22 protein-coding genes are annotated in these 25933 nt (G+C 61.7%); 7 read left to right on the top strand and 15 right to left on the bottom strand.

Annotated features, from left to right (window positions below; all coding sequences use genetic code 11):
- The first annotated feature begins 81 nt into the window (after positions 1 to 81).
- Together mutL and EDE09_RS02615 are read left to right on the top strand one after the other, a co-directional pair.
- Positions 82 to 1896: a DNA mismatch repair endonuclease MutL gene (gene mutL / locus EDE09_RS02620; RefSeq protein WP_132408704.1), complete on the top strand. Its 1815-nt coding sequence runs from the start codon at positions 82 to 84 to the stop codon at positions 1894 to 1896.
- Between the two features lie 65 nt (positions 1897 to 1961).
- Positions 1962 to 2195 carry a DUF2093 domain-containing protein gene (locus EDE09_RS02615; RefSeq protein ID WP_105374119.1) on the top strand — a complete coding sequence of 78 codons (234 nt, stop codon included), beginning with the start codon at positions 1962 to 1964 and terminating at the stop codon, positions 2193 to 2195.
- Here EDE09_RS02615 and lpxK read toward each other — a convergent pair.
- From lpxK to EDE09_RS02585, 6 genes are all read right to left on the bottom strand, one after another.
- Positions 2192 to 3238, bottom strand: coding sequence for a tetraacyldisaccharide 4'-kinase (gene lpxK / locus EDE09_RS02610; protein ID WP_105374118.1), 1047 nt, complete (start codon positions 3236 to 3238; stop codon positions 2192 to 2194). The two genes, EDE09_RS02615 and lpxK, sit on opposite strands and share 4 nt — an antisense overlap.
- Positions 3239 to 3309: 71 nt before the next feature.
- Positions 3310 to 4041: an HAD family hydrolase gene (locus EDE09_RS02605; protein ID WP_132408702.1), complete on the bottom strand. Its 732-nt coding sequence runs from the start codon at positions 4039 to 4041 to the stop codon at positions 3310 to 3312.
- The gene (gene waaA, locus EDE09_RS02600; protein ID WP_105374116.1) at positions 4038 to 5357 is read right to left on the bottom strand and encodes a lipid IV(A) 3-deoxy-D-manno-octulosonic acid transferase; all 1320 of its coding nucleotides are present in this window, start codon (positions 5355 to 5357) and stop codon (positions 4038 to 4040) included. Before waaA ends, EDE09_RS02605 begins: the two co-directional genes overlap by 4 nt.
- A 171-nt stretch (positions 5358 to 5528) precedes the next feature.
- Positions 5529 to 5771, bottom strand: coding sequence for a DUF4170 domain-containing protein (locus EDE09_RS02595; RefSeq protein ID WP_105374115.1), 243 nt, complete (start codon positions 5769 to 5771; stop codon positions 5529 to 5531).
- 51 nt (positions 5772 to 5822) lie between these two features.
- Positions 5823 to 6623, bottom strand: coding sequence for a 3'(2'),5'-bisphosphate nucleotidase CysQ (locus EDE09_RS02590; RefSeq protein WP_105374114.1), 801 nt, complete (start codon positions 6621 to 6623; stop codon positions 5823 to 5825).
- Positions 6624 to 6629: 6 nt separating this feature from the next.
- Positions 6630 to 7976 (bottom strand): TldD/PmbA family protein, encoded by a 1347-nt coding sequence (locus tag EDE09_RS02585; protein ID WP_132408700.1) that lies wholly within the window; start codon positions 7974 to 7976, stop codon positions 6630 to 6632.
- A gap of 110 nt (positions 7977 to 8086) precedes the next feature.
- Here EDE09_RS02585 and EDE09_RS02580 point away from each other — a divergent pair, with 110 nt between their 5' ends.
- Positions 8087 to 9892: a monovalent cation:proton antiporter-2 (CPA2) family protein gene (locus EDE09_RS02580; RefSeq protein WP_132408698.1), complete on the top strand. Its 1806-nt coding sequence runs from the start codon at positions 8087 to 8089 to the stop codon at positions 9890 to 9892.
- On the opposite strand, the gene EDE09_RS02575 is transcribed toward EDE09_RS02580, so the two are convergent.
- Genes EDE09_RS02575 through EDE09_RS02565 form a run of 3 tightly spaced genes read right to left on the bottom strand, consistent with a single transcriptional unit; the run spans position 9893 to position 13302 of the window.
- Positions 9893 to 10774: a patatin-like phospholipase family protein gene (locus tag EDE09_RS02575; RefSeq protein WP_132408696.1), complete on the bottom strand. Its 882-nt coding sequence runs from the start codon at positions 10772 to 10774 to the stop codon at positions 9893 to 9895.
- 11 nt (positions 10775 to 10785) lie between these two features.
- Positions 10786 to 11346 (bottom strand): 16S rRNA (guanine(966)-N(2))-methyltransferase RsmD, encoded by a 561-nt coding sequence (gene rsmD / locus EDE09_RS02570; protein ID WP_105374109.1) that lies wholly within the window; start codon positions 11344 to 11346, stop codon positions 10786 to 10788.
- Between the two features lie 6 nt (positions 11347 to 11352).
- Positions 11353 to 13302: a pseudouridine synthase gene (locus EDE09_RS02565; RefSeq protein WP_132408694.1), complete on the bottom strand. Its 1950-nt coding sequence runs from the start codon at positions 13300 to 13302 to the stop codon at positions 11353 to 11355.
- Positions 13303 to 13450: 148 nt separating this feature from the next.
- Between EDE09_RS02565 and EDE09_RS02560 the strand changes: the two genes are divergently transcribed.
- A complete protein-coding gene (locus EDE09_RS02560; RefSeq protein ID WP_132408692.1) occupies positions 13451 to 13933 on the top strand; it encodes a nucleoside deaminase in 483 nt (160 codons plus the stop codon).
- Here the strand turns inward: EDE09_RS02560 and EDE09_RS02555 are convergent, their stop codons facing one another.
- From EDE09_RS02555 to EDE09_RS02530, 6 genes are all read right to left on the bottom strand, one after another.
- Positions 13934 to 14533, bottom strand: a complete 600-nt coding sequence (locus EDE09_RS02555) for a hypothetical protein (RefSeq protein WP_245505067.1) — start codon at positions 14531 to 14533, stop codon at positions 13934 to 13936.
- Positions 14534 to 14693: 160 nt separating this feature from the next.
- Positions 14694 to 17627, bottom strand: a complete 2934-nt coding sequence (gene ileS, locus EDE09_RS02550; RefSeq protein WP_132408912.1) for an isoleucine--tRNA ligase — start codon at positions 17625 to 17627, stop codon at positions 14694 to 14696.
- A gap of 221 nt (positions 17628 to 17848) precedes the next feature.
- Positions 17849 to 18829 carry a bifunctional riboflavin kinase/FAD synthetase gene (locus tag EDE09_RS02545; protein WP_132408688.1) on the bottom strand — a complete coding sequence of 327 codons (981 nt, stop codon included), beginning with the start codon at positions 18827 to 18829 and terminating at the stop codon, positions 17849 to 17851.
- 15 nt (positions 18830 to 18844) lie between these two features.
- On the bottom strand, positions 18845 to 19693 hold the full coding sequence (locus tag EDE09_RS02540) for a TIGR01459 family HAD-type hydrolase (protein ID WP_132408686.1): 849 nt from the start codon (positions 19691 to 19693) through the stop codon (positions 18845 to 18847).
- A 100-nt stretch (positions 19694 to 19793) separates the two neighbouring features.
- Positions 19794 to 21131 carry a chromate efflux transporter gene (chrA, locus tag EDE09_RS02535; protein ID WP_132408910.1) on the bottom strand — a complete coding sequence of 446 codons (1338 nt, stop codon included), beginning with the start codon at positions 21129 to 21131 and terminating at the stop codon, positions 19794 to 19796.
- Between the two features lie 7 nt (positions 21132 to 21138).
- Positions 21139 to 21957, bottom strand: coding sequence for a sulfurtransferase/chromate resistance protein (locus EDE09_RS02530; RefSeq protein ID WP_132408684.1), 819 nt, complete (start codon positions 21955 to 21957; stop codon positions 21139 to 21141).
- Positions 21958 to 22253: 296 nt separating this feature from the next.
- On the opposite strand from EDE09_RS02530, the gene groES reads away from it, so the two are divergent.
- The 3 genes from groES to EDE09_RS02515 all read left to right on the top strand — a co-directional run bounded on the left by groES (position 22254) and on the right by EDE09_RS02515 (position 25926).
- Positions 22254 to 22550 (top strand): co-chaperone GroES, encoded by a 297-nt coding sequence (gene groES / locus EDE09_RS02525; RefSeq protein ID WP_004675403.1) that lies wholly within the window; start codon positions 22254 to 22256, stop codon positions 22548 to 22550.
- A 55-nt stretch (positions 22551 to 22605) separates the two neighbouring features.
- On the top strand, positions 22606 to 24246 hold the full coding sequence (gene groL, locus EDE09_RS02520; RefSeq protein WP_105374100.1) for a chaperonin GroEL: 1641 nt from the start codon (positions 22606 to 22608) through the stop codon (positions 24244 to 24246).
- Positions 24247 to 24384: 138 nt separating this feature from the next.
- The gene (locus EDE09_RS02515) at positions 24385 to 25926 is read left to right on the top strand and encodes a cation:proton antiporter (protein ID WP_132408682.1); all 1542 of its coding nucleotides are present in this window, start codon (positions 24385 to 24387) and stop codon (positions 25924 to 25926) included.
- Positions 25927 to 25933: the final 7 nt, after the last annotated feature.

The raw sequence follows: 25933 nt of genomic DNA, 5'->3' as shown, positions 1-25933 counted from the left end.
CCGCGGAAGATGCCTTCAAAAGGGGTTGAAGCCCCGCCGGAAAAGCTTTCCTTCACGCCGCGAATCCCAGACAATAAAAGAATGTCCGTCAAACAACTGCCCGAAACGCTGATCAACCAGATCGCAGCCGGCGAGGTCATCGAAAGGCCTGCCAGCGCCGCGAAGGAACTGATCGAAAATGCCATCGACGCCGGGGCCAGCCGGATCGAGATCGCCACCGCAGGCGGCGGCAAGAGCCTCATCCGCATCACCGACAATGGCAGCGGCATGGATGCACAGGACCTCGACCTCGCGGTACGGCGCCACTGCACCTCGAAGATATCCGAGACGCTGGACGATATCCGCACCTTAGGCTTCCGCGGAGAGGCGCTGCCTTCGATCGGTTCGGTCGCCAAGCTCACCATCACCAGTCGCAGGGCGGGCAATGCGGCCGGTTCGCAAGTCGCCGTCATCGGTGGCAAGGGGACCGGGGTCAAACCGGCCCCCGCCAATCCCGGCACAGTCGTGGAGGTGCGCGATATCTTCTTCGCCACCCCTGCGCGTCTGAAATTCCTGAAAACGGAAAAAGCCGAAGCGGGCGCCATTACCGAAGTCGTCAAGCGGATGGCGATCGCCTTTCCGAAGATACGCTTCGTGCTTTCGGGAAGCGATCGCTCGACCCTAGAATTCCCGGCTACCGGCGATGACCACCTCGCCCGGATGGCCCAGGTTCTAGGCGCCGAATTTCGCGACAATGCGATAGAGATCGATGCGATGCGCGAGGATGTAGGCCTTTCCGGCTTTGTCGGCGTGCCGACATTCCACCGCGGCAATTCCGCCCATCAATATGCCTTCGTCAACGGCCGGCCTGTGCAGGACAAGCTGATCCTCTCGGCAATTCGCGGCGCCTACGCAGAAAGCATCCCCTCCGGGCGCTACCCGGTCGCAGTCCTGTCCATCACGCTCGATCCCGCATTCGTCGACGTCAACGTGCATCCGGCCAAGGCGGATGTGAGGTTCCGAGATCCAGGCCTGGTGCGTGGTCTCATCGTCGGAGCGATCCGTGAGGCGCTGCATAGGGAAGGCGACCGCGCGGCAACGACGGGGACCTCGGGCATGATGAGATCCTTCCGGCCCGGTTTTTCTCCTCCCCCGACTGCGTCGCGCACCCCCTGGGGCGCCGCCGCCTCACCCTTCCGGCCTCTTGATCTGCAGCCCTCTCGTGATTTTTCCGAACGTGTGCAATCGGATTTCGACGTCCTGACGATGCCGGCGGCGCGGGCGGATGCGGTCATCTCCGAGCCGGTTTCCCGGATCGCCGACGATGCCGCGCCGCGCTACCGCCTGGGCGCAGCACGGGCGCAGATCCACGAAAACTATATCGTCGCGCAGACCGAAGATGGCCTCGTCATTGTCGACCAGCATGCGGCGCATGAGCGCCTCGTTTTCGAGGCCATGCGCAAGGCACTCAACGACAAACGACTTGCCAGCCAGGTTCTTCTTATTCCCGAGATCATCGATCTGCCGGAAGAGGATTGCGACCGGCTGATGACCCACGCGTCGGACCTCGACCGACTTGGGCTTTCGATCGAGCGTTTTGGTCCCGGAGCCGTCGCCGTGCGTGAAACGCCGGCAATACTGGGTGAGATGGATGCAGCCTCGCTGGTGCGCGACCTTGCAGACGAGATCGCCGAATGGAATACGGCAAGCGGACTCCGCGGGAAACTCGAATATGTCGCCGCCACGATGGCCTGCCATGGTTCGGTGCGTTCCGGCCGGCGGTTGAAGCCGGAGGAGATGAACGCGCTGCTGAGGGAGATGGAGGCGACGCCCGGCTCCGGAACCTGCAATCACGGCCGGCCGACCTATATCGAACTCAAGCTTACCGACATCGAGCGGCTCTTCGGCCGGAGCTGAAAGCTCTGGCATTTGGAAACCGCGGGGTGTAGAGCAGTCCCATGTTTTTGCGCAGGAGACGAAAGATGAACCGGTTCGAGGGAAGCGGTTTCCGCGAAGCGAAAATCCGGTATCTCGACGGCGACTACCAGATCCTGACCTCAGGCTCCTATGTCGTCTGCGCCATCACAGGAAAGCAGATTCCGGTCGATGAGCTTCGCTACTGGAGCGTAGCAAGGCAGGAACCCTATGTGGACTGCGCCAGCTCACTCGAGGCAGACAAACGCGCCGGCATCCTGCCGAACCAGAGCCGCGGCTAGCCCTTCTCCCGACCATTATCCCTCAGGCGCCGCTGCCGGTAATTGGCGATGGCAGTCTCAATGATCTTGCCCGGCGCCTGCGGATCATCGAAGACCATGTCGACCTCGACCACCCTCACCTTTGACGCAAGCTCTTGCGTGCGACCGTGATGGCCCGTCAGCCGCACTGCGTCCTTTGCTGTGGTGACGAGCATAAGGTCGTCCTTTGCGGCATCGTCCAGCAGATCCGAAATTTCGTCTTCGCTGAAATAATGATGATCTGGGAAGGCCCGCCTAACCATGATCAGCCCGCCAAGCTGCTGGACGGTGCGGTAGAACTTCTCCGGATCCGCGATGCCGGCGAAAGCGAGCAGCGCGCTTCCCGCAATCTCATTGGTTTCCCGGGGCTTCAACGATGCGACATAGACCTGCTTGCCGGCACGCGCGGCTTGCCGAACGAGGCGGTCGGCCGCCACTCCGTCGCCAACCTTCAGAATAGCTGAGAGCTGACGCATCTGTTCGGCAATCGGTGCTCGCACGGGGCCGCCGGGAACCAGATGGCCATTGCCGATCCCCCGCACGGTATCGATGACGACGAGCGCGAAGTCCAGCGCCAGCCGTGCGCTCTGGAAGCCGTCGTCCATGATGATCAGGTCCGCGCCCTCCTGGACAAGCCTGCGAGCCCCATCGGCGCGGGTGCGCGAGATCACCGTCAGCGTCTCGCGGCAAAGCAGCAAGGCTTCGTCGCCGACGGCTTCGGCACGATGGTGATCAGGGTCGACAACGGTCGTGACATCAATCGACCCGCCATAGCCTCGGCTCAGGAAGCCTGGCTTGAGCCCCTTTTGCTTGGCGGCACGCGCCAGCGCGATCGCGGTGGGTGTCTTGCCCGCTCCGCCGACCGTAAAATTGCCGACGCAAATAACCGGTACGGGAACGCTCGCCCGCCGTGCTCGCGCCATGCGGCGTCCGGCTATCCGGCCGTAAATGAAGGAAAAGGGCGAGAGACCCCAAGCGCGCCAATCCGCTTTCGTCCACCAGAATGGCGGTGCTTCCGATACCATACGCTAATCCATAGTGAGACTGCCCGCTCAGAAAATGGGAGTTTTTCCAAAAAGGCAAGTCTTCGGGGTACTTAGTGTGCTTCGGCGGCTTCCCGGAGCAGACTTTCGAGCAGGGTGATGTCGTCCAGGCAAATGTCGGAGGCGGCCGACAGGGTCTCGCGGGAACCGGTGCCGGTCAACACCGCCACTTTCAATCCAACCCCGGCGTTCCTACCCATATGCATGTCATGGTTATTGTCGCCGACCATGGCAACCGCAGAGGGTTCGATCCCGACAGTACGGCAGAAGCCTAGAACCATCCCGGGCTCCGGCTTTACGCCATGGCCGCTGTCATAACCAGCGATGAAATCCAGGTGGTCGATAAAGCCGAACCTTATCGCCGTCTGCCGGATGGCCTCCTCATTGTCGCTGGAAGCCACCCCCAGCTTCAGGCCCCTCGCCTTCAGTCGCGAAAAAAGCGCCGAAAGATCGGTGACAGGCACGGAGAATTCGGCAGAGCGCACGAAGAGATCGTCGAGCAGCCGAGTGAGTTCGTCAACTTCGATCGGTGAACCGGCAGACACGAAACCGGCAGCGATCTCGGCGGCATTGCCGGCGGCGAGCAGGCTGTCCGGCCGCGTATGACCCGAGACAGGATCCATGCCGCCCGAAAACAGAAGCTGAGGCTCAAGGTCGGCATCACCCGCTGCTGCGATACGCGCCGCCTCACGGTTGACCGGTCCCCAGCTCTCGTCGTAACGCAACAGCGTTCCGTCCTTGTCGAAGAGGATGCCGGCGATCTTTTCAAAACCTGCAGAGGTCATCGGACGGCAGCGGCCTTCGGCTGCAGCCGAGCGCTGACGGTCAGCGGATTGATGTAAGGCTCCAGCGCCTTGATGGTCTTCGACAGAGCGCCACGCATCTCTTCCATCGCGTCATGCCCGGAATCCACCATCTTGCGGCGGGCAAGGTCGTTGATCATCAGATAGTGAACCGCCTTGGCGAGCATTTCGACATCCTTGATGATGCGAGCACCACCCTTGCGCACGAGATGCTGATAGGCGTCGCGAAAATTCTGCACCTGCGGCCCCGAAAGCACCGCACAACCAAGCATCGCGGGTTCCAGGGGATTTTGCCCGCCTTGCTGCGACAAGGACTTTCCGACAAACGCGATCTCGGTGAGCCGGAGATAGAGGCCCATTTCCCCAATCGAATCCCCGAGGAAAATGTCCGTCTCCGGCGTCAGCACGTCGTTGCGGGAGCGGCGGGCCACAGTGAGCCCGGCTTCCTTCAGCATCGCCTCGATCGCATCGGCGCGATCCGGATGGCGTGGCACCAAAATGGTGAGCTGGCCGTTCTTCGGTCTCAACGTCCGGTGCACGGCTGAGACGATCTGTTCCTCGCCGTCGAAGGTGGAGATCGCTGCCCACGTCTTGCGGCCGCCGATTTCCTTGCGGTAGCGAGCCAGGACGTCCTCGTCGCAGGGCGGCGGGTCGGTATCGCTCTTGAGGTTGCCGGAAACGATCACAGGCCAAGCACCGAGGTCTCGGAACCGTTCCGCATCAAGGTCCGATTGCGCGATAACCAGCGCCATTTTTTCGAACAATGCCTCGGCAACGGAGCCGTAATTGCTCCAGCGGGCAAAAGAGCGATCGGATATGCGGGCGTTGACCCGGATCTGCGGGATGCCGCGCCGAGCCAACTCGGCGACCGTCGTCGGCCAGATTTCGGATTCGGCAGTAATGCAGGCGTCCGGCTTCCAATAGGCAATAAAGCGCTTGATCGGAAATTTGACGTCGAGCGGCACATATTGATGGATTACCTCATCGGCGAGGCGCGACTGCACAAGATTTGCCGAGGTGACGGTACCGGTGGTGAGAAGGATATGGATCTCACGACGGCGCAGCTCGCGGATCATCGGCATGATGGCAATGGTTTCGCCTACGCTCGCCGCATGCACCCACACCAGCGGACCACGCGGACGCGCCAAGCTGGCATAACCGAGCCGTTCCAGACGCCGCGCCCGATCTTCCTTGCCCTTCATGGCGCGGTAGCCGAGGTAGGGACTTGCCAGCGGATAGAGGGCCACGCCCGCCAAGCGATAACCGAGAAGAGCTGTGCGCGCCAAGCCGCTGGTCATCGCATCTGTCCCCGATCAATCATGGCTGCCGTCAATGTGATAGCCCCTCCGATTAAATATCCGTAGCCGAGTTTTATGTGTTTTACAAATGCGTCAAAATAGGGTTCTCGTGCTCACGCCAAGGCGGGAGAACCGGCATTCCGTGGCATAATCTATCGCGCGTGGCTTATCTCAGACCGACTTGCTGTCCGGGTCGAGCAGCCGGTGCATATGGACGATAAAATAGCGCATCTGCGCATTGTCGACCGTTTGCTGCGCCTTTGCCCGCCAGGCAACCAGGGCGCTAGCATAATCTGGATAGATGCCGACGATATCCAGGGCGGAGAGGTCTTGGAATTGAAGGCTCTCCAGGTTCTTGAGCTCGCCACCGAAGACCAGGTGCAGGAGTTGTTTCTTTTCGCCTGTTTCCGTCATTTTCCGTTATCCGTCTATTTTGCTCTCCTCTGCTGCATTCTGCCGCAAAGGTCAACCCGCAGCACCCTCCGTAACGTGCGGTAAAAGGCTTTGCAAAGCGTGAGCAGCGCCGGCGATCAGCATCTCGTGGCTGACGCTTTCGCGATTGTAGACGAGCCGGTTGCCGTCGAGGTCATGCAGGCGCCCGCCGGCGCGCTCCAAGATCAGGTCTGCGGCAGCAAGGTCCCAGTCATGGGAATTGCGCTTGACGACGGTGCCGTCGATCCGGCCATCCGCCACCATGGCCAGCCGATAGGCAAGCGAAGGAACGTGGCGGACGCGGCGCACTTCGGCGCGGAAGTCCGGAGCAAACTTCTTGACGAGATTTTCGTCCGCGGCAATGACCAGCTCGCCATCGGTGCGGCCGGCGCTGACGGTGATCGATCGCCCGTTTTTGAGCGCAGGGCCATCCTTCGCTGCCGCGAACTCCTCCTCCAACGCCGGAGCGAAGAGGACACCTGCGACCGGCTGACCGCGATGGACCACCGCCACCGAAACGCACCAGGTCTTTTCACCATTGATGAAGGCACGCGTGCCATCGATCGGATCGATCACGAACAGCGTTTCCAAAGAGAGCCGCGCGGCATCGTCGTCAGTCTCCTCCGAAAGCCAGCCATAATTCGGCCGCGCCTTCAGAAGCAGGCTCTGGAGCCTGTCATTTGCGGCGAAATCGGCGGCACTGACCGGCGACTTTCCCTCGTTCTTCCACCAAACCTCCGGCGAGCGGCCGAAAAAGCCATGAGCGATCTCGCCCGCCTGGTGTGCCGCATGGCGAATAAGTTCGAGGTCTTTCTGCCAATTTTCTGTTTCCATCGGGAATCAGCGTCCCGCCAGCGTCATGCCCTCGATGGCAATCGTCGGCGATGCGACGCCGAACTTTCGATCGATGTCGTTTGCCGGAGTGATCCGCATGAACATGTCCTTGAGATTGGAGGCTATCGTCACTTCAGAAACAGGAAACGCAAGTTCGCCGTTTTCGATCCAGAAGCCGGTCGCGCCACGACTATATTCGCCGGTGATCATGTTGACGCCCTGACCGATCAGCTCGGTGACGTAGAACCCCGTGCCGATGGAACGGATCAGTTCTTCCGGAGAAATATCACCGGGCTCCAGAGCCAGATTGGTAGATGCCGGTGTCACTGCCGTGCCGCCGCGTACGCCGCGGCCATTGGTGGAAAGCCCAAGCTCGCGGGCTGTGGACGTCGACAGGAACCAGTGCTTCAGCACCCCGTCCTCGATCATCACCATGCGCTGCCCGCAAACGCCTTCGCCATCGAAAGGACGGGAGGAGGAGCCACGTACCACGAGCGGGTCATCGGTAATATTCAGTCCCGCCTTCAGAACCTGCTGGCCCATCTTGTCGCGCAGGAAGCTCGTCTTTCGAGCAACCGAGGCCCCGTTGATCGCGCCGGCAATATGGCCGACGAAACCGCGGGCGATGCGTGGATCGAAGACGACAGTGACATTGCTGCCCGTATCGACCTGGCGAGGATTGATGCGTTTCACCACGCGTTCGCCGGCGCGGCGACCGATCACATCGGGATCGTCCAGATCGGCGGCATAGATACGGCTGTCGAAATCGTAGTCGCGCTCCATCTTCGTGCCTTCGCCGGCGATGACGCTGACGGAGCGCCCGAAGCGGGTCGCCATATAGCTCCCCGAGAAACCATGCGAGGTCACCAGAACCAGCCCGCCCATGCCGGCGGATGCGCCGGCGCCGGAAGAGTTGGTGACGCCGGAAACATCGAGCGCGGCCTGCTCCATTGCGAGCGCCGCTTCGCGCAGATCGTCGGTCGGCAGGTCGGTTGCATCGAAAAGCTCGAGGTCCGGATAGGACTTGGCAAGATCGGCCTCGTCCGCCAGGCAAGCGAACGGGTCTTCCGGAGAGACCTTCGCCATGGCAACGGCGCGTTCCGCCAGTGTCTTCATGTCGAAGCCAGGATTGGCCGAAACGCTCGCCACCCGTTTACCGATGAAGACGCGCAGCGAAAAATCGTCGCTTTCGGAGGCTTCGGTTCCCTCGACTTTGCCGAGACGAACACTTACGGAGCGGGAGCGGGAACGCACAACCACCGCATCCGCCTGATCCGCCCCCGCGGCCTTGGCTAGATCGATGAGTTCGCTGGCGCGGGAAAGCAGGTCGGCGGAATCGATTTGGGAGGTCATGATTGCAAGCCTTTCATTCTCGCTCCATTTATTGTGCACTGTCAGAAGCATCAAGGCCGGCTCGCCGATTCTTGAGACGACCAATCGCCTATCTATTCGAAAGTATCCCTATGGCCGCGCCGGATTCCATGTTTTCCCAAATGCTGCTTCTCCTCGGCGGAGCCGTGATCGCAGCACCCTTGTTCAGGAAGCTCGGGCTCGGTACCGTCCTCGGATATCTCGCTGCAGGCGTGGTCATCGGCCCGATCCTGCAGCAGATCGTCGAGACGGAAGAGGTGTTGCATTTTTCCGAATTCGGCATCGTTTTCCTGCTCTTTATCATCGGCCTCGAGTTGAAGCCTTCCCGCCTTTGGCAGATGCGCGGCGATGTCTTCGGGCTTGGTCCGGCGCAGGTGGTGATCTCCGGGCTGGCGCTCACGGGGCTCGCCTATCTCGCAAACATGGCGGACTGGCGCGGCAGCCTGATTATCGGTTTTGGTCTGGCGCTATCGTCGACGGCCTTCGCGCTGCAGATCCTGAACGACGACGGCGACATGAACAGCCGTTACGGGCAACGATCCTTCTCGGTCCTCCTGTTCCAGGATCTGGCGATCGTTCCGCTTCTCGCCATGATCACTATCCTTTCCCCCGGGACGGTGGAGGCCGAAGCTACGCCGCTTCTCGATTTTGCGATTGCCGTCGGCGCTGTCGGCGCCATGGTGCTTGCCGGGCGGTACCTTCTGACCCCGATGTTCCAGGTGATTGCCCGCACCGGCGCCCGGGAAGTGATGATCGCGGCTGCCCTGCTGGTCGTGCTGGGATCGGCTGCGGCCATGCAGGCAGTCGGCCTTTCCATGGCGATGGGGGCCTTTCTCTCCGGCGTGATGCTTGCAGAATCCTCCTACCGTCATGAACTCGAAGCGGATATCGAACCCTTCCGCGGACTGTTGCTGGCGCTGTTCTTCATGGCGGTCGGCCTGTCGCTCGAAGTCGGCGTGATTTTCGACAACCTGCTCTTCATCCTGCCGGCCGTGCCGCTTTTCATGGCGGTGAAGGCATTGGTCATCTACGGGCTCTGCCGGCTTTGGGGCTCTCCGCACCAGGATGCGGTGCGGATCGCCGTCCTGCTGCCGCAAGGCGGCGAATTCGGTTTCGTGCTGTTCACCACGGCGACTGCGGCAGGCCTTCTTTCCTCCGCCACCGCATCGCTGCTGATCGCCGCGGTGACGCTCTCCATGGCGCTTACGCCGCTCGGGGCGGCACTTTCAAGACGCCTCCGCAGCGCCGAGACGCGCGAAGAACTGGCGGAGGATTTCAGCGGCGCCGGGGCGGACGTGCTGATGATCGGCTTTTCGCGCTTCGGCCAGATCGCCGCGCAAATCCTGCTGGCCGGCGGACGCGAAGTGACCGTCATCGATGATTCCGCAGATCGCATCCGACAAGCGGCCAGTTTCGGCTTCCGCATCTATTTTGGGGACGGCACCCGCCGGGATGTGCTGATCGCCTCCGGCATCGAGCGGGCAAAAATCGTCGCGGTCACCACTCAGAAGCGTGAAACGACCGACCGCATCGTTGACATGATCCGTTCCGAATTTCCGGACGTTCGCCTTTTCGTGCGTTCGTATGACCGCATCCATTCCCTGTCGCTTCGGGCTCGCAATGTCGACTACGAGCTGCGCGAAACACTCGAATCCGGCTTGGTTTTCGGTCGCCGTTCGCTGGAGGCGCTTGGCATGAGCGAGAACGAAGCGGAGGAAATCAGCGATGATATCCGCCGGCGCGACGAGGAGCGGTTGCAGGTTCAGGCGGTCCAGGGGCTCGGTGCCGGCCGCGAAATGCTGCTCAATCGGCCGGTCCGGCCAGAGCCTTTGATCAAACCGAAGCGAGCAGCTCTCGTGGAGGAGGTGAGCGCCGACGCAGCGATTACCGAGAGCTGATCAGCCTTCGGCAGCCGCAGAGTGAAGCGCGTCGATCGCGCGTTTAAGCTCGTCTTTCACGCTTTCGGATTCGTTCAGAATTTCCCGTGCCCTCAGAAAATCCAGAACCCGGAACCGGTTAACCGAGGGCCGCAGGAAGATCTGCGGCGGATTGAGCTTCAGCTTCAGGGAAATACTCGCCTGCATGGTGAGCTGGCTCGCTCCGAATAGGCTGTCGATGCGGTTGGGCGGATGCGTGCCGTCCCCTTCCGGCGCGCCGACCACATCGACGCCGATCACCACATCGGCAAGTTCCATCAGTTGTTCGTACGGCACCGGATTAAAGACACCGCCGTCGATCATGACCCGGCCATTCACCCAGATCGGCATGAAGAGGCCGGGGATGGCGGCGGACGCAGCGATCGCCTGGCGCAAATCCCCCTTCTCCAGGATCACCTCTGCCTGACCATAATAATCGGTAGCCGAGATTTTCATCGGGATTTCGAGATCCTCGAAATCCTTCGGGACCTGAGGCGGCAGGAAGGCATCGAGAATAAGCTCCAGATTGAAGTGCCCGAAGCGGAAGCCGCCGAGCTTGTCCCGCATGGTTGCCGGGCCAAGGCTCCAGAGCTTATTGAGCAGCGTGCCGCGATGACCGACGGTTTCCAGCGTATAGTCCCGGATTTCGCGTCCGGTCATGCCCGATGCCATGCCGGCGCCCATGATCGCGCCGATCGAGGAACCGGAAATTGCCACCGGGCGAATGCCCAGCTCGTCGAGCGCCTCGATGATCTGGATGTGGGAGACACCCCGCGCACCACCGCCTCCGAAGGCCACGGCAAAAGTCGGTTCACCTTTTTGCTCTGCGGTCTCAAGGTCCGGAAAGGCAAGCCGGGTATTCATCCCATTTCCTCTCAGATCGGCTGGTAGCGGAAGAAACCAATGCGGGTATCGCCGAAGACGCGGCTTTCGAGCGGCTTGAACACCGGATCGAGCGTCGGCGTCACGTCGGCCCGCTCCTCCAGCACCGCAAGCGCTCCGGGAAGCAGCCAGCCGCCGGCATGCGCCGAAAGCAGCGCCGCTTCACCCAGTCCCTGACCATAGGGCGGATCGGCAAAAAGGAAATGGAATGGCTCTATGGTGCCGATGGTGCCGAGTTTCGTAGCGTCGCGACGAAGGATGCGCGCCCGGCCATGCAGACCGAAGTTGTCGATGTTCTCCCAAAGGAGACCTCGTCCCTCAACGCCGTTTTCGACGAAAAGCGCGCTTCGGCAGCCGCGCGACAAGGCCTCCAGCCCCACGGCGCCAGTGCCGGCGAAAAGATCGATCACCCGGGAGCCGTCGATTGCCTCCGGATAGACGTGCCCGATGATGTTGAACAGGCTTTCGCGCGTCCGGTCGATCGTCGGCCGGATATCGCTGCTTTTTGGCGTGGCCAGCGACCGGCCGCGAAATTCACCACCAACGATCCGCACCGCGCGCTACCCCCTTGGCGTACGCGGCTTACCGCCGGGCCTTGCGGCACCCGGACGACCGCCGGGCTTGCTGCCACCTGGCTTGCCCCGTCCGCCGGCCGGTTTCCCGCCAAAGCCTTTTCCGCCGCCCGGCTTTCCGCCGAAGGACTTTCCACCGGGCTTTCCGCTGCGCGGCTTGTCGCCAAAGGGCCGGTCACCGGCAGGGCGTTCGCTGCGGGCGGGCCTATCACCGAATGACCGCTCTCCACGGGGTCTTTCGGAGCGACCCTCGCTCGCGAAAGGCCGTGCCGGACGATCGCCATCCTCACGGGGCTTGCGGTCGCCACGGGGCCTGTCGCCGAAGAAACGATCTCCCTTTGGTTTGTCGAAAGAACGCTCGCCGCGTGGGGGACGATCACCAAAAGTGCGCTCGCCGCGTGGACGCTCGGAACGGCCTTCTCCTTCCGCGCGCGGCTTGCGGTCTCCGCGGGGTTTGTCGCCGAACGGGCGATCGCCCCTGGGCGGCCGATCTCCGAAGGAACGATCGCCGGAAGACCGCTTGCGGCCGAAATCGTCCTTCTCCGGTTTGGCCGGGGCATCGGCACGGATCCAGTCGCTGTCCTCTTCGGCCCGCTTGACCACGACGCGACGATCATTTTCCGGAGCAGGCTTCTTGAACAATTGTTCGGCCTCGGCACGCGCGGACGTTCTCGTTCCCTTGCCATCGGCGGTCGGCCGCGCGCCAGGCGCCATCCAGACATTTGCCGTGCGGCTCGTGCCCATCGGCGGCCGCTTCTTGGGACGTTCCTCGCCGAAGTCGCGATCATTGCTCTTGGCGCCGCCCTTGCCGCGTGGCTTGTCGCCGAACTTGCGGTCTCCAGGCTTGGTGTCGAGACGGCCAAGCGCCTTTTCACGACGGTCCTCGGTTTTGCCGAAGCGCGGGCGCTCCGTCTTTTCCGGCTTCTCGGCCCAATCCGACCGTTCCGTACGCGCCGGCTTTTCGTCTTCGGCTTCTCGATCGTTATAGATCGGCGCGTCGAAATTCGCCTTGGATTCGTCGATCAGCCTCGGACCGAGCTGGTCGCGCAGCATGCGACCGCGCACCTCGATGACCTCGCTCTCCGGAAGATCCCCGAGTTGGAAAGGGCCGTAGGAAATACGGATCAGACGGTTTACTTCGAGGCCCAGCGCCCCGAGGACGTTCTTGATTTCCCGGTTCTTGCCTTCGCGAAGTCCCATGGTGATCCAGACGTTACGCCCCTGGCTGCGATCCAGCGTCGCGTCGATCGAGCCGTAGAGCACGCCGTCCACGGCGATGCCTTCCTTCAGCTTGTCGAGCGCCTCCTGGTCAATCTCGCCGTGAGCGCGCACACGATAGCGGCGCAGCCAACCGGTCGTCGGCAGTTCGAGGACGCGCGAAAGACCGCCGTCGTTGGTGAGCAGCAGCAGCCCTTCAGTGTTGATGTCGAGGCGGCCGATCGACATGACGCGCGGCAGACCTTCCGGCAGATTGTCGAAAACGGTCGGACGACCTTCCGGATCGGAATTGGTCGTCACAAGGCCAGCCGGCTTGTGGTAGAGCCACAGGCGAGTGCGCTCGATGCCGCGGATCGGCACACCGTCGACTTCGATCTTGTCGTCGAGGGTCACGTTGACGACCGGCGTCTCCAGCACCTTGCCATTCAGGCTGACGCGGCCTTCCATGATCATGCGTTCGACATCGCGCCGGGACGCGACGCCGGCACGCGCAAGGATCTTCGATATACGTTCCGCCTTGCCCTCGGCTCCAGCGGATACGGTTGCGATCGGCGCGGGCCTGCGCGCTGCCTTCGCAGGCTTTTCCTGAACCGCCTTCTGCGCAAACTTTTTCTTGGCTCCCGCCTTGTCGGCGGGCGCAGCCTTTGGAGCCGATCTTGGCTTGGTTTCGCGAACGAAGGTCCTGCCTTCGCCGCGCTTCGGCTTGTCTTTTGAATTCATTTGTTGTTTGCCTGAAGCGTGATGTCTAACGGAGCGATCCGGACATTCTTGTTCGTGTTGACTGAGACGGGTTCACGCCCGCAAATCGGGCTCTGGTTGGATGCTTCCTACCAGTTCACGCGATCCGGGTTAAGAGGGAATCGCCGAAATGCCTAATAGCGACGGGTTCATGGATGCGGCACTCGCCGAGGCAAGGGCCGCAGCGGCTCGCGGCGAGGTTCCCGTCGGAGCCGTGCTGGTGCTCGACGGCACGATCATCGCCCGGTCAGGAAACCGCACCCGCGCCGACAACGACGTTACCGCCCATGCGGAGATAGCCGTCATCCGCGAAGCATCTGCAGCGCTCGGCCAGGAGCGGCTTGCAGGCGCCGATCTCTACGTGACTCTGGAGCCCTGCACGATGTGCGCGGCAGCCATTTCATTCGCGCGTATCCGCCGCCTCTATTACGGCGCGGACGATCCTAAAGGTGGAGCGGTCGACAACGGCGTGCGCTTCTTCCATCAGCCGACCTGCCATCACGTCCCCGAAGTCTATTCCGGCCTGGGCGAGACGGAGGCAGCGGACCTGCTCACCGGCTTCTTCAAATCGAGAAGAGATGCGGATGGGACCGCCGGGCACGAAGAAATCTGATCAGAACAGCTTCCACCAGTCGCTGGACTTCTTCGCGTCCGCGGCTTCCTTCCTGCGGCGCTTTTCCTTCTGAAGCTCCGGTTCGCCGACATCGCTAAGATTGGCCGCATCGGTGGAGCGGAACTCTGCGGGCGGTTCGACGAGCGAGCGACGGCGGGCCGAGACATCGACGGTTTCGGCGTCCTGCTTGGCCTTGCGAAAGGCTTCCCATTTTTCGGACTCAGTCATCTGCCCCGCCTGGCCCTTGCCAGCCAGCAGCGGAGAACGATAGCCGGGATCCTTTTCGTTCGCCGCGGCCTCATCACGCAGGCGCTGACGGGTCTCTTCCGGAGATTCGACCCAGTTCGGGTTGGTCTCACGATTGGCCAGCGATTGCTGCGGCGGCGGCAGGTTCGCCGCATCTCCCTTTGCCACGACCAAAGCGGGACGGGGATTGTATTTCAGATTGCGCTTCGCTTCGTCATTCTTGCCGCCGAGCGAAACGGACTGGCCGAGATCGTCGGTCAGCTGCTCGAAAGCCGTCTTGTCGGTACCGTAGGTCGGACCGCCCGCGCAGCCCGAAAGGGCCGATGCCACGGCAAAAACGCCGGCCACGCCCATGCCGACACGAAACGCAGATGTGGTTGTCATCAAAACCCTTCCAGCGGCGTCCGTCCCGACGCCTCAGTCTACTTGCACCCCAAGTGGCCGGAAAATCCGGCCAATTTCAGGCAGAAATACCGGATGACGCGCCAAAGCGCAATCATCCGGCCATTTTGGATCAACCGAGGCGGCCAAGGCTCGCAAGCTCGCGAAGCGCGGAAGCGTCACGGGCCGAGACATCCGGATATTCCGGATCGGAGCCCACATCCTTCGTCACCCGCCAGGAACGAGCGCATTTCACGCCCTCCGCCAGCGTCGGATCGACAACCACACCCGGCACTTCCGGCAGCAGGAAGGCGTCCTGCGGTCCCTCGCCTGCCACGATGGCGATGCCTGACGTGATGCAGGTTTCCTCGAAATCGTGCCCATCAAGCGCCTTGAGAAGCTCCGAATCGGTGACATAGACCACCGGCGCCGCCTCAAGCGAGGAGCCGATACGCTTGTCCTTGCGCTCGATCTCGAGAGCGCCGGTGACGACCGAACGGACCTTGCGGATCTTCGCCCATTTCTCCGCAACAGCGTCGTTCTTCCACTCGGCTGGAACGTTCGCGAACTGTTCGAGATGCACGGAGACCGCCTGCGGGTTGCGCGAAAGCCAGGCCTCTTCCGTCGTGAACGGCAGCATGGGAGCAAGCCAGGTGACCGTGCAGTCAAAGATCTTGCGGATGACGGCAAGTGCCGCACGGCGGCGCAGCGAAGACGGCGCGTCGCAGTAGAGCGCGTCCTTGCGGATGTCGAAATAAAAGGCCGACAGCTCGATATTGGCAAAGTCGATGAGCGCGCGAGCGATCTTCTTGAATTCGAAGGCGTCATACCCCTCGCGGACGACTTTATCGAGTTCCGCCAGGCGGTGCAGCATCAGCTTTTCAAGTTCGGGCAGGTCGCCATAGGCGATCTCCTCGCCCTCGTCATGAGCGAGCGTGCCGAGCATCCAGCGGATGGTGTTACGCAGCTTGCGGTAGGCGTCCACATTGGTCTGGATGATCGTCTTGCCGAGACGCTGGTCTTCCCAGTAGTCCGTCGTCATCACCCAGAGGCGCAGGATATCGGCGCCTGCATCCTTCATCACGTCCTGCGGCGCCACGACATTACCCAGTGACTTCGACATCTTCTGGCCCTTCTCATCCATGGTGAAACCATGGGTGACGACCGTGTCATAGGGCGCCCGTCCGCGGGTGGCGGCGGATTCCAAGAGCGAGGAATGGAACCAGCCGCGATGCTGGTCGGAACCTTCGAGATAAACGTCAGCCGGCCATTTCAGGTCCGGACGGTCTTCGAGCGTGAAGGTGTGCGTCGAGCCAGAATCGAACCAGACGTCGAGGATGTCCATGACCTGCGTCCAGCCTTCGTTGGCGCGAGAGCCGAGAAAACGCTCGCGGGCGCCTGCGGCGAACCAGGCGTCGGCCCCTTCTTTTTCGAAGGCGTCGAGGATGCGCTGGTTGACCGCCTCGTCCTGCAGGATTTCGCCCTCGTCATCCACGAAAACGCAGATCGGCACGCCCCAGGCGCGCTGGCGCGACAGCACCCAGTCGGGGCGCTGCTCGATCATGGCACGCAGGCGGTTCTGTCCGCCGGCGGGTACGAAGCGCGTGTCGTCGATCGCCTTGAGCGCACGGGTACGCAGCGTCGTGCCATCCTTGAGGTCCTTGTCCATATAGACGAACCACTGCGGCGTGTTGCGGAAGATGATCGGCTTCTTCGACCGCCAGGAATGCGGATACTGATGCTTTAGGCGACCGCGGGCAAAGAGCGCGTTCCTCTCGATCAGCGCCTTGATGACACGATCGTTGGCATCGCCCTTCTTGCCGTTGTCGTCCATGACCCTCACGCCGTCGAAGCCCGGCGCATCTGCTGTGTAGGTGCCGCTATCGTCGACCGGGAACGGGATCTTCGTGTCGATGCCGCGCGCTTCCAGCTCCCGGACATGATGCGTCCAGGCCTCGAAGTCCTCGCGGCCGTGCGAGGGGGCGGTGTGGACGAAGCCGGTGCCGGCATCGTCGGTTACGTGATCGCCGGCGAGCAGCGGGACGTCGAAGGTGTAGCCGCCGCCCAGGCCCTTGAGGGGATGGGCGCAGGTGATCGCACCAAGCTCATCGGCGGAGATATCGCGCAGACGTTTATACTGGAGCTTTGCCTTGGCGAAACTCTCTTCAGCCAGCTTGTCGGCGAAGATCAGCCTTTCACTCGGACGCGGGCCGAAGTCATTGGCGGCTTCCGTGACCTCATAGAGGCCGTAAGCGATCTTTGGCGAATAGGAGATCGCGCGGTTGCCGGGGATGGTCCATGGCGTAGTCGTCCAGATGACGACATGAGCATCCAAAAGATCGGATTTGCCCGCACCCGGCTCAACTTGGACCATCAGAACGGGAAACTTCACCCAGATCGTATCGCTCTCGTAGTCCTGATACTCGACTTCCGCTTCCGCCAGCGCGGTGCGCTCGACGACCGACCACATGATCGGCTTCGAGCCGCGATAGAGCTGGCCGCTCTTGGCGATCTTCAGCAGCTCGCCGGCGATGCGGCTTTCCGCGTGAAAATTCATAGTGAGGTACGGATTGTCAAAGTCTCCCACAATGCCAAGGCGCTTGAACTCTTCCGCCTGAACCTTGATCCACTTTTCCGCATAGGCGCGGCACTCGCGGCGGAACTCGATCATCGCGTCCGGCTGCTTCAGGTCCGGCTTCTGCTTGCCCTTGGAGCGGTAATTCTCCTCCTCGATCTTCCACTCGATCGGCAGGCCGTGGCAGTCCCAGCCGGGAACGTAGTTGGAGTCAAATCCACGCATCTGGAACGAGCGGGTGATGACGTCCTTCAGGATCTTGTTTAGCGCATGGCCGATATGGATGTTGCCGTTGGCATAGGGGGGGCCATCGTGCAGGACGAACTTTTCGCGGCCGGCGGCGGAAGCGCGCAGTTGCTTGTAGAGATCCATCTGCTGCCAGCGGGCGACCAGCTCCGGCTCCTTCTGCGGCAGGCCGGCGCGCATCGGGAAATCGGTTTCAGGCAGATAGAGGGTCTTCGAGTAGTCGAGCTTTTCGGCGGTATCGGTCATGGCGGGTAATCGTCTCTGGCAGCGCTCGGGGGCGCATCGTGAATGAAAATTCGGTGGCGGAAGGCGCTTTACGCAAGCGCCGAAAACCCGGACCCTCCGGCCGCTCCTAAAGCGCGCAGAAGGCCGGGCCTATAATTCGAATGATTTGAGCCAGCCGAAATTTTTTCATGGGGGCGGTTATTACGGGTTTTTGAGGAGGAAAGGAAGGGGAATTCCAAAACTCAAAACGCAATCCTCGCGTCCAGTTCGCCCAATGGCCTCACGCCGGCGAGCAGCGCCCGCGCCTCTTCCTCATCCCGCCTGATCTGGGCGACCAGCGGATCAAGGCCATCGAATTTCAGCTCGTCGCGCAGATGGCCAAAGAAGGAAACGGAGCAGGTTTCTCCATAGAGGTTGTCGGAGAAATCGAAGACGTAGGTCTCCAGCAGCGGAACACCGTTTTCCGTCACCGTCGGACGGCGTCCATAGCTCGCCACGCCATCACGGAGCGTCCCGTCCGCACGGCGAAAGTGCACGGCATAAATGCCGGGTTTCAGCTCTGCTTCGGGCGGAAGCTGCATGTTGGCGGTGGGGAAGCCAAGCTGACGTCCGAGTTTTTCGCCGCCGATCACCTCAGCTTCCACCGTATACCGATACCCGAGCAAGCCGGCTGCGGCGCTCACATCGCCTTCACCCAGCAGCGCCCGGATGCGGCTGGAGGAAATGACCTCGGCATTCTCGTCACGAAAGGCGTCCATCAAGGAGACCGTGAAGCCGTGTCGCTCTCCGGAGACCATCAGGAAGGCCGGGCCGCCTTCCCTGCCCTTGCCGAAATGGAAGTCGAAGCCGGTGACGACCGCACTGGCATGAAGCCAGTCGACCAGGATCGTCTGGATGAATTCTTCTGCCGAACGCATCGAAAAATCACGATCGAAAGGATATTCGATTACGGATCGGAAGCCCATCGCCTCCAGAAGCCGTGCCTTCATGGGAGCGGGTGTCAGGCGGAACACCGGCTCCTCGGGCCGAAACACCGTCCGCGGATGCGGTTCGAAAGTCAGCACCAGCGCCGGAACGCCCCGCTCTGCGGCAAGCGTCAATGCACGCTCCAGCACGCTGCGGTGACCGCGATGCACGCCGTCGAAATTGCCGATCGCCACAACGCCGCCCTTCAGCGCTTCGGGCAGCGGCTCCTTCTTCTCGTTGCGGTGAAATACGGTCATCGATGCAGTTCCGCTTCAGGCCAGGCGCGGCATCCAGTATTTCGGCGTTGCATTCTCGCGCTTCAGCCAAGCGTTCAAAATCGCCTCGTCCGTCTGACCGTTGATCGTATATTCCGCCACGTGGATGCCGCTGCTGATATAAAGCAGGTCGAGGCCATAGGCGAGAGCGCCGCGCACGTCAGTCGGCATGCCGTCACCGATCGCCAGAACCCGGCTCATCGGGAAATCGCCGCGCACTTCCCGGGCGGCAGCAAGCGTCGCTTCGTAGATCGGCCGGTGCGGCTTGCCGGCAACCCGGGTCTTGCCGCCCAGCTCTTCGTAATAGGCGGCAACCGCTCCTGCGCAGGGAATGATGCGATGGCCGCGCTCGACCACCAGATCGGGATTGGCACAGATCAGAGGCACCTCGCGCTTGGCGAAGTCGGTCAGCATCTCGGTATAATCTTCCGGTACTTCCTCTTCGTCGTCGAAGAATCCTGTGCAGACGATGCAATCCGCCTGGTCTGCGGAAACGACTTCCACGCCGAGGCCGTCGAACAGGTTGAGGTCGCGGTCCGGCCCGATCAGGAAGACTTTCTTCGGGCCATCGACGATCAGGTGCTGGGTCACGTCGCCAGACGTCACGATGCGGTCGTAGGTTTCATCCGGCACGCCGAGTGCGCGCATCTGCTGGATGACGCCGGGCGCCGGGCGCGGCGAATTGGTAATGAGGACAACGGTCGCCCCTGCTTCACGAGCCGCGGCGAGCGCCTTACAGGAATGCATGAACGGGTCGAGACCATTGTGAACGACGCCCCAGACGTCGGAAAGAACCACATCGTAGTCGCCGATGACTTCGCTCAGATTCTGGATGCGCTTTGCCATGCCTGCTGCCTCGTGATTTTCGATTGGCGCTGATGTCGCAAAGCTTGCCCGCGAAGGCAAGGGCGATTTGCGTTCCGCGCCGTTCGATTTCACCGCGGCGTCACAGGAGAGCCGGAAGCTTGAGCGCCAGACCGGCGAGAGCGCATATGGCCAACACAGGCACCATGCCAACCCTCATCCGGAACAAAAGAACCGCCGAAAGCAGGAAAAGCAGGAAGGCGGCCAGGTCAAGGCTCGTCCAGACAGGCCAGGAAACATGGAGGCCGGCCGCCGGCCAGAGCGAGATCTCGCCGACTTCGCGGAACAGCACATGCATGCCAAACCAGATGGCGAGATTAAGGATGACCCCCACCACAGCGGCCGTGATCGCCGAGAGGGCCGCTGAAAATGTCGCGTTGCCGCGGAGCCGCTCGATGAAGGGTGCCCCGGCAAAAATCCAGATGAAGCTCGGCACGAAGGTGGCCCAGGCAACCAGTAGGGCGCCGATGACGCCGCCCGTGACGGCTCCCAGCCCGGCAGCCCCGCGGAAGCCGACAAGAAAGCCGACGAAAGAAAGCACTAATACCAGCGGCCCCGGCGTTGTTTCCGCCAGCGCCAGCCCGTCCAACATTTCGCCCGGCCTCAGCCAGCCGTAATCCTGGACTGCGACCTGCGCCACGTAGGCAAGCACCGCATAGGCCCCGCCGAAGGTGACCAGGGCCATCTTGGAGAAGAAAGTGAACATCGCCGACAGGGCCTCTGTCCCGGAGACCAGCCAGAGCGCCAGAAGCGGAAGCTGCCAGACAGCGACCCAGAAGAAGAGCGTCACGACCGCCTTCAAAGCCGGCGGTCGTTGTGGAAGATCGATAGGCGCGGCGGCTCCTGTCGAACGGCTTCCGCCGGAACGGGCGGAGACGAAGCCAGCGATGCCCGCCAGCAGCACGACCAGCGGAAACGGAAGGCTGAAAAAGAACAGCGATATGAAGGCCAGAGCCGCAATGGCGACGAGGAACCGGCTCTTCAACGTCTTGCGGCCGAGCCGGATCACCGCTTCGACGACGATCGCCAGCACCGCCGCTTTCAGGCCATAGAAGAGGCCGGTCAGCCAGGTGGTGTCCTGGTAGAGCGAATAGGCAGTCGAAAGCCCAATGATGACTGCCAGGCCGGGAATGACGAACAGAAGCCCGGCGATGATGCCTCCGCGGGTACCATGCATCAACCAGCCGATATAAGTCGCCAGTTGCTGCGCTTCAGGCCCCGGCAGCAGCATGCAGTAATTCAGCGCGTGAAGAAACCGCTCCTCGGAAATCCAGCGCTTCTCATCCACCAAGATCCGGTGCATCAGACCTATCTGACCCGCGGGGCCACCAAAGCTCAATACTCCAATCTTGGCGAAAACCGCCGTCATCTCCCTAAGTCCGACAGGGCCGGAAACCTCCTCCTTCACCATCGCGTCCATTGCCGTGTCACTTCCGTCCGCCATGGGATACCCAATCATGTTTCTCGTCCGCCGCGTCGCGAGCCCAACGATAAAGTGCGTCATAGATGAGCATACCCTGCTCCATCTGTTCCAGATCGCTGGAATACATCCGCGACAGGCCAAGCGATATCGCCAGGAGCCCCGCAGCCTGAGGCTCAAGGTCGGGCCGGTCCGTGTCGGCGCCTCGGACGATCCGAGCGAGGTGGCCGAGTGCGGGAAATGACAATCCGAACTCCTCGATCATGACATCGAAGCTGCAGAGTTCGCCGCGATGGCTCCAGAAGACGCCTTCGATATCGAAAGGCGTCGCGCCGAAGCGGTCGGCGACGGCCTCGACCTCTACAGCCGAGACGAATAGAAAAGTGGCGCCGGGATCAACAAAGCGGCGGATCAGCCAGGGACAGGCGATGCGGTCGATTTTCGGCCGGGCGCGCGTTACCCAGAGTGTCGCGCCGTCGGCCTTCCTGTCGGGGATCCTTTCCACAGGCAGGAGCGGCAGCCCGAGTTCCCGCCAGCTTTCGAAACCTCCCTCCAGAACCTCTGCCTCGGCGCCCGCAATACGCAGGAAGGCCGCAACGCCTTCGCTCAGCTTGCGGCCCTTCTGGCAGACGACCACAACCCATCGCCCGTTCAACGACGGAGCCCAATCGGCGACATCGTGGTGAGCCTTCTTGAGCGAAGCCGGCAGCAGGAAAGGGTTTTCGGCAAAGTCGTCCCGGTCGCGCACGTCGATAATCAGCGGCGCCTTGGGAGTACCGATTAATCGTGCCAATTTCTCAGATGAGATAGCATTATAAGTCGCCATGGTCGTGCCCTCTAAGGTTCATATGTGATAGTCATATGAAGGACGCGAACTTCGGCATGGCGCCTCGTGGGGCACTCGCAAACCCCATATATCATTTAGACGAAATTGCTACTCCAAAGTCAAGTTTCAGCAACCGCCCGGCTCCTCGCGAAGCGCGGTTTTTTCTTTCCCTATCCTTGACTCTTCCCCTCGCCGAGCCTACATCCGCGGCGCTTAGCACTCCCTGGAGGTGAGTGCTAACATTCCAGCGGATCATCACGTGATCCGTCAATGTCATTTGATCGAGGGATTAGACAATGGCAAGCACCAATTTCCGCCCCCTGCACGATCGCGTCGTCGTTCGTCGCGTCGAGTCTGAAGAAAAGACCAAGGGCGGCATCATCATTCCTGATACCGCCAAGGAAAAGCCGCAGGAAGGCGAAATCGTCGCCGTCGGTTCTGGCGCCCGCGATGAATCCGGCAAGGTCGTCGCTCTCGACGTCAAGGCTGGCGACCGCGTTCTCTTCGGCAAGTGGTCCGGCACCGAAGTCAAGATCAACGGCGAAGACCTTCTGATCATGAAGGAAGCCGACATCATGGGCATCATCGGCTGATAAGCCGCCTGTCCTTACCGAAATTCGCTGACACCCCTTTTCAGGAGTTCTCAAAATGGCAGCTAAAGAAGTCAAATTCGGCCGCACCGCACGTGAAAAGATGCTGCGTGGCGTCGACATTCTCGCTGACGCAGTCAAGGTAACGCTCGGCCCGAAGGGTCGTAACGTCGTTATCGACAAGTCCTTCGGTGCGCCGCGCATCACCAAGGACGGCGTCTCCGTCGCCAAGGAAATCGAACTGGAAGACAAGTTCGAAAACATGGGCGCCCAGATGGTCCGCGAAGTCGCTTCGAAGACCAACGACATCGCCGGCGACGGCACCACCACCGCTACCGTTCTCGCCCAGGCTATCGTTCGCGAAGGCAACAAGGCCGTCGCAGCCGGCATGAACCCGATGGACCTGAAGCGCGGCATCGATCTCGCCGTAGCCGAAGTCGTCAAGGATCTCCAGGCCAAGGCCAAGAAGATCAACACTTCGGAAGAAGTTGCCCAGGTCGGCACGATCTCCGCAAACGGCGAGCGCCAGATCGGCCTCGACATTGCTGAAGCCATGCAGAAGGTCGGCAACGAAGGCGTCATCACGGTTGAAGAAGCCAAGACCGCCGAAACCGAACTCGAAGTCGTCGAAGGCATGCAGTTCGACCGCGGCTACCTGTCGCCCTACTTCGTGACCAACCCGGAAAAGATGGTTGCCGATCTCGATGACGCTTACATTCTCCTTCACGAGAAGAAGCTCTCGAACCTGCAGGCCATGCTCCCGGTTCTCGAAGCCGTCGTTCAGACCGGCAAGCCGCTCCTGATCATCGCTGAAGACGTCGAAGGCGAGGCACTTGCTACCCTCGTCGTCAACAAGCTGCGCGGTGGCCTGAAGATTGCTGCCGTCAAGGCTCCGGGCTTCGGCGACCGCCGCAAGGCCATGCTGGAAGACATCGCCATCCTCACGGGCGGCACTGTCATCTCCGAAGACCTCGGCATCAAGCTCGAGAATGTCACCCTCGACATGCTCGGCCGCTCCAAGAAGGTCTCGATCTCCAAGGAAAACACCACGATCGTCGACGGTGCCGGCGCCAAGTCCGACATCGAAGGCCGCGTCAACCAGATCAAGGCGCAGATCGAGGAAACCACCTCGGATTACGATCGTGAGAAGCTCCAGGAGCGCCTCGCCAAGCTCGCTGGCGGCGTTGCCGTCATCCGCGTCGGCGGTTCGACCGAAGTCGAAGTGAAGGAAAAGAAGGACCGCATCGACGACGCTCTCAACGCGACCCGCGCTGCCGTTCAGGAAGGCATCGTTCCGGGCGGCGGTATCGCCCTGCTGCGCTCCTCCGTCAAGATCACGTCCAAGGGCGCTAATGACGACCAGGAAGCCGGCATCAACATCGTCCGCAAAGCATTGCAGTCGCTGGTCCGCCAGATCGCTGACAACGCTGGTGACGAAGCTTCGATCGTCGTCGGCAAGGTTCTCGACAAGAACGAAGACAACTACGGCTACAACGCACAGACCGGCGAATATGGCGACATGATCGCCATGGGTATCGTCGATCCGCTGAAGGTCGTCCGCACGGCTCTGCAGAATGCTGCTTCGGTTGCTTCGCTGCTGATCACCACGGAAGCCATGATCGCCGAGCTGCCGAAGAAGGACGCTCCGGCCGGCATGCCTGGCGGCATGGGCGGAATGGGCGGAATGGACATGATGTGAGGCTGATACCTCGCATCTGAGCCATCTGGTTCAGTCAGGAAGGGCGGTTTTCGGACCGCCCTTTTCTTTGCTCTGATCCATCAAAAACGACGCTAAACCAACGCTGACAAAAGCCGCGACGGGAACTACAGTCGCCGCATGAGTTTCTTTGAGAGCCTGCTTGTCCTCTTGCTTGTCGCGGTCGTGCTGTTGCAGGTCTCGCGACGACTTTCGGTGCCCTATCCGTCCATGCTCGCGCTGGCGGGTGCGGCGGTCGCGCTTTTGCCGGGCATGCCTTACATTTCGCTGGAGCCTGCGACGGCTCTTGCTCTCTTCATTGCGCCGGCGCTGCTCGACGCCGCTTTCGATTTTCCGGTCGGGATCGCGCGCCGCTTCTGGTTGCCGCTCCTCGTCTTCGCGATCGGGGGCGTAGCCGTCACCGCCGCTGCCGTTGCCTTTGTCGGCTGGGCCGTCGCCGGCCTGCCCCTGGCTGCAGCGCTTGTTCTCGGTGCGATCGTCGCACCGCCCGATGCGGCGGCTGCAACGGCGGTTCTGTCATCTATGGCCATTCCGCGCAGCACCGACACCGTGCTTCGGGGCGAGAGCCTCTTCAATGATGCCGCGGCACTGCTGATATTCGATGCGGCCTTGGCGGTTCAATCCGCAGGCAGCCTCGATGCGCCCGTCGCCCTGCATCTCACCCTCGCGGTGCCGGGCGGCATCCTGCTCGGCATTGTCGCCGCATGGCTGTCCCGTCATCTTTACCGGCTGGTTAGCGGCACGCTCGGCGGCAATCTCCTGCAATTCGTCCAGACTTTCCTGCTCTGGATCATCGCCGCGCGACTGGCGTTTTCGGCGGTGCTTGCCATCGTCGCTTTCGCAATGATGCTGGCCCGTAGCGACGGGACACGATCTTCGGCGCGCATGCGTGTCCAATCCTATGCCGTCTGGAGCGCGGCGGTCTTCGTGCTCAACGTCATGGCCTTTCTTTTGATGGGCATGCAGGTGCGTGGTATCCTCGACAGCATGTCGGCCGATCGCCTCGGAGAAGCCCTCCGCTTCGCGCTGCTGACCGTGATTGTCGTCGTGCTGGTCCGCTTCGTCATCTGTATCGGCTTTAACCGCCTACGCGCCTGGTATGCACGCAGCCACGGCAGGCCGGAACCCGCAACGCTGAACCAGGCGCTGCTTGCGGGGTGGTGCGGCATGCGAGGGCTCGTCACGCTTGCAACTGCCTTCGCCCTGCCCGCAGACTTTCCGCAACGCGATATGGTGGTCCTGACGGCTTTTGCCGTCGTTCTCGCCACCCTCGTAGTTCAGGGACTGACATTGGCGCCCGTCATCCGCTTACTCGGCCTCGATCGCCGAGCTGAAGGCAGAGGCGAACTCGCGACGCGGCGAAGCGAAATTGCGGCCGCCGGTCTTGCCCCACTTGAAGGACTACAGGAACCGGAAGCCGAATTGCTGCGCGCCAAGTTCCAGCTCGAACAGCGGGCAATCGCCAACGCGGCCGGCGCCGCTTCTTTGGAAACCTATCGCCGGCTGGCGTTAATGGCGATCGCGGCCCAGCGCGATGAACTCGACCGGCTGCGGGTGGCGCATCAGGTCAATGTCGATGAATACAATCTTTTGCTTGAAGAGATCGACTGGCGCGAGCTTTCGGTCCTGCCGGAAGAGGCCCGCCGCATCGAAGAAATTTGACCGCCCG

This window comes from Neorhizobium sp. S3-V5DH (assembly GCF_004343065.1).
GTDB classification, from domain to species: Bacteria; Pseudomonadota; Alphaproteobacteria; order Rhizobiales; family Rhizobiaceae; genus Neorhizobium; species Neorhizobium huautlense.
The sequence above is the reverse complement of the archived record's forward strand: the minus strand, read 5'-3'. Positions and strand labels throughout refer to the sequence as shown.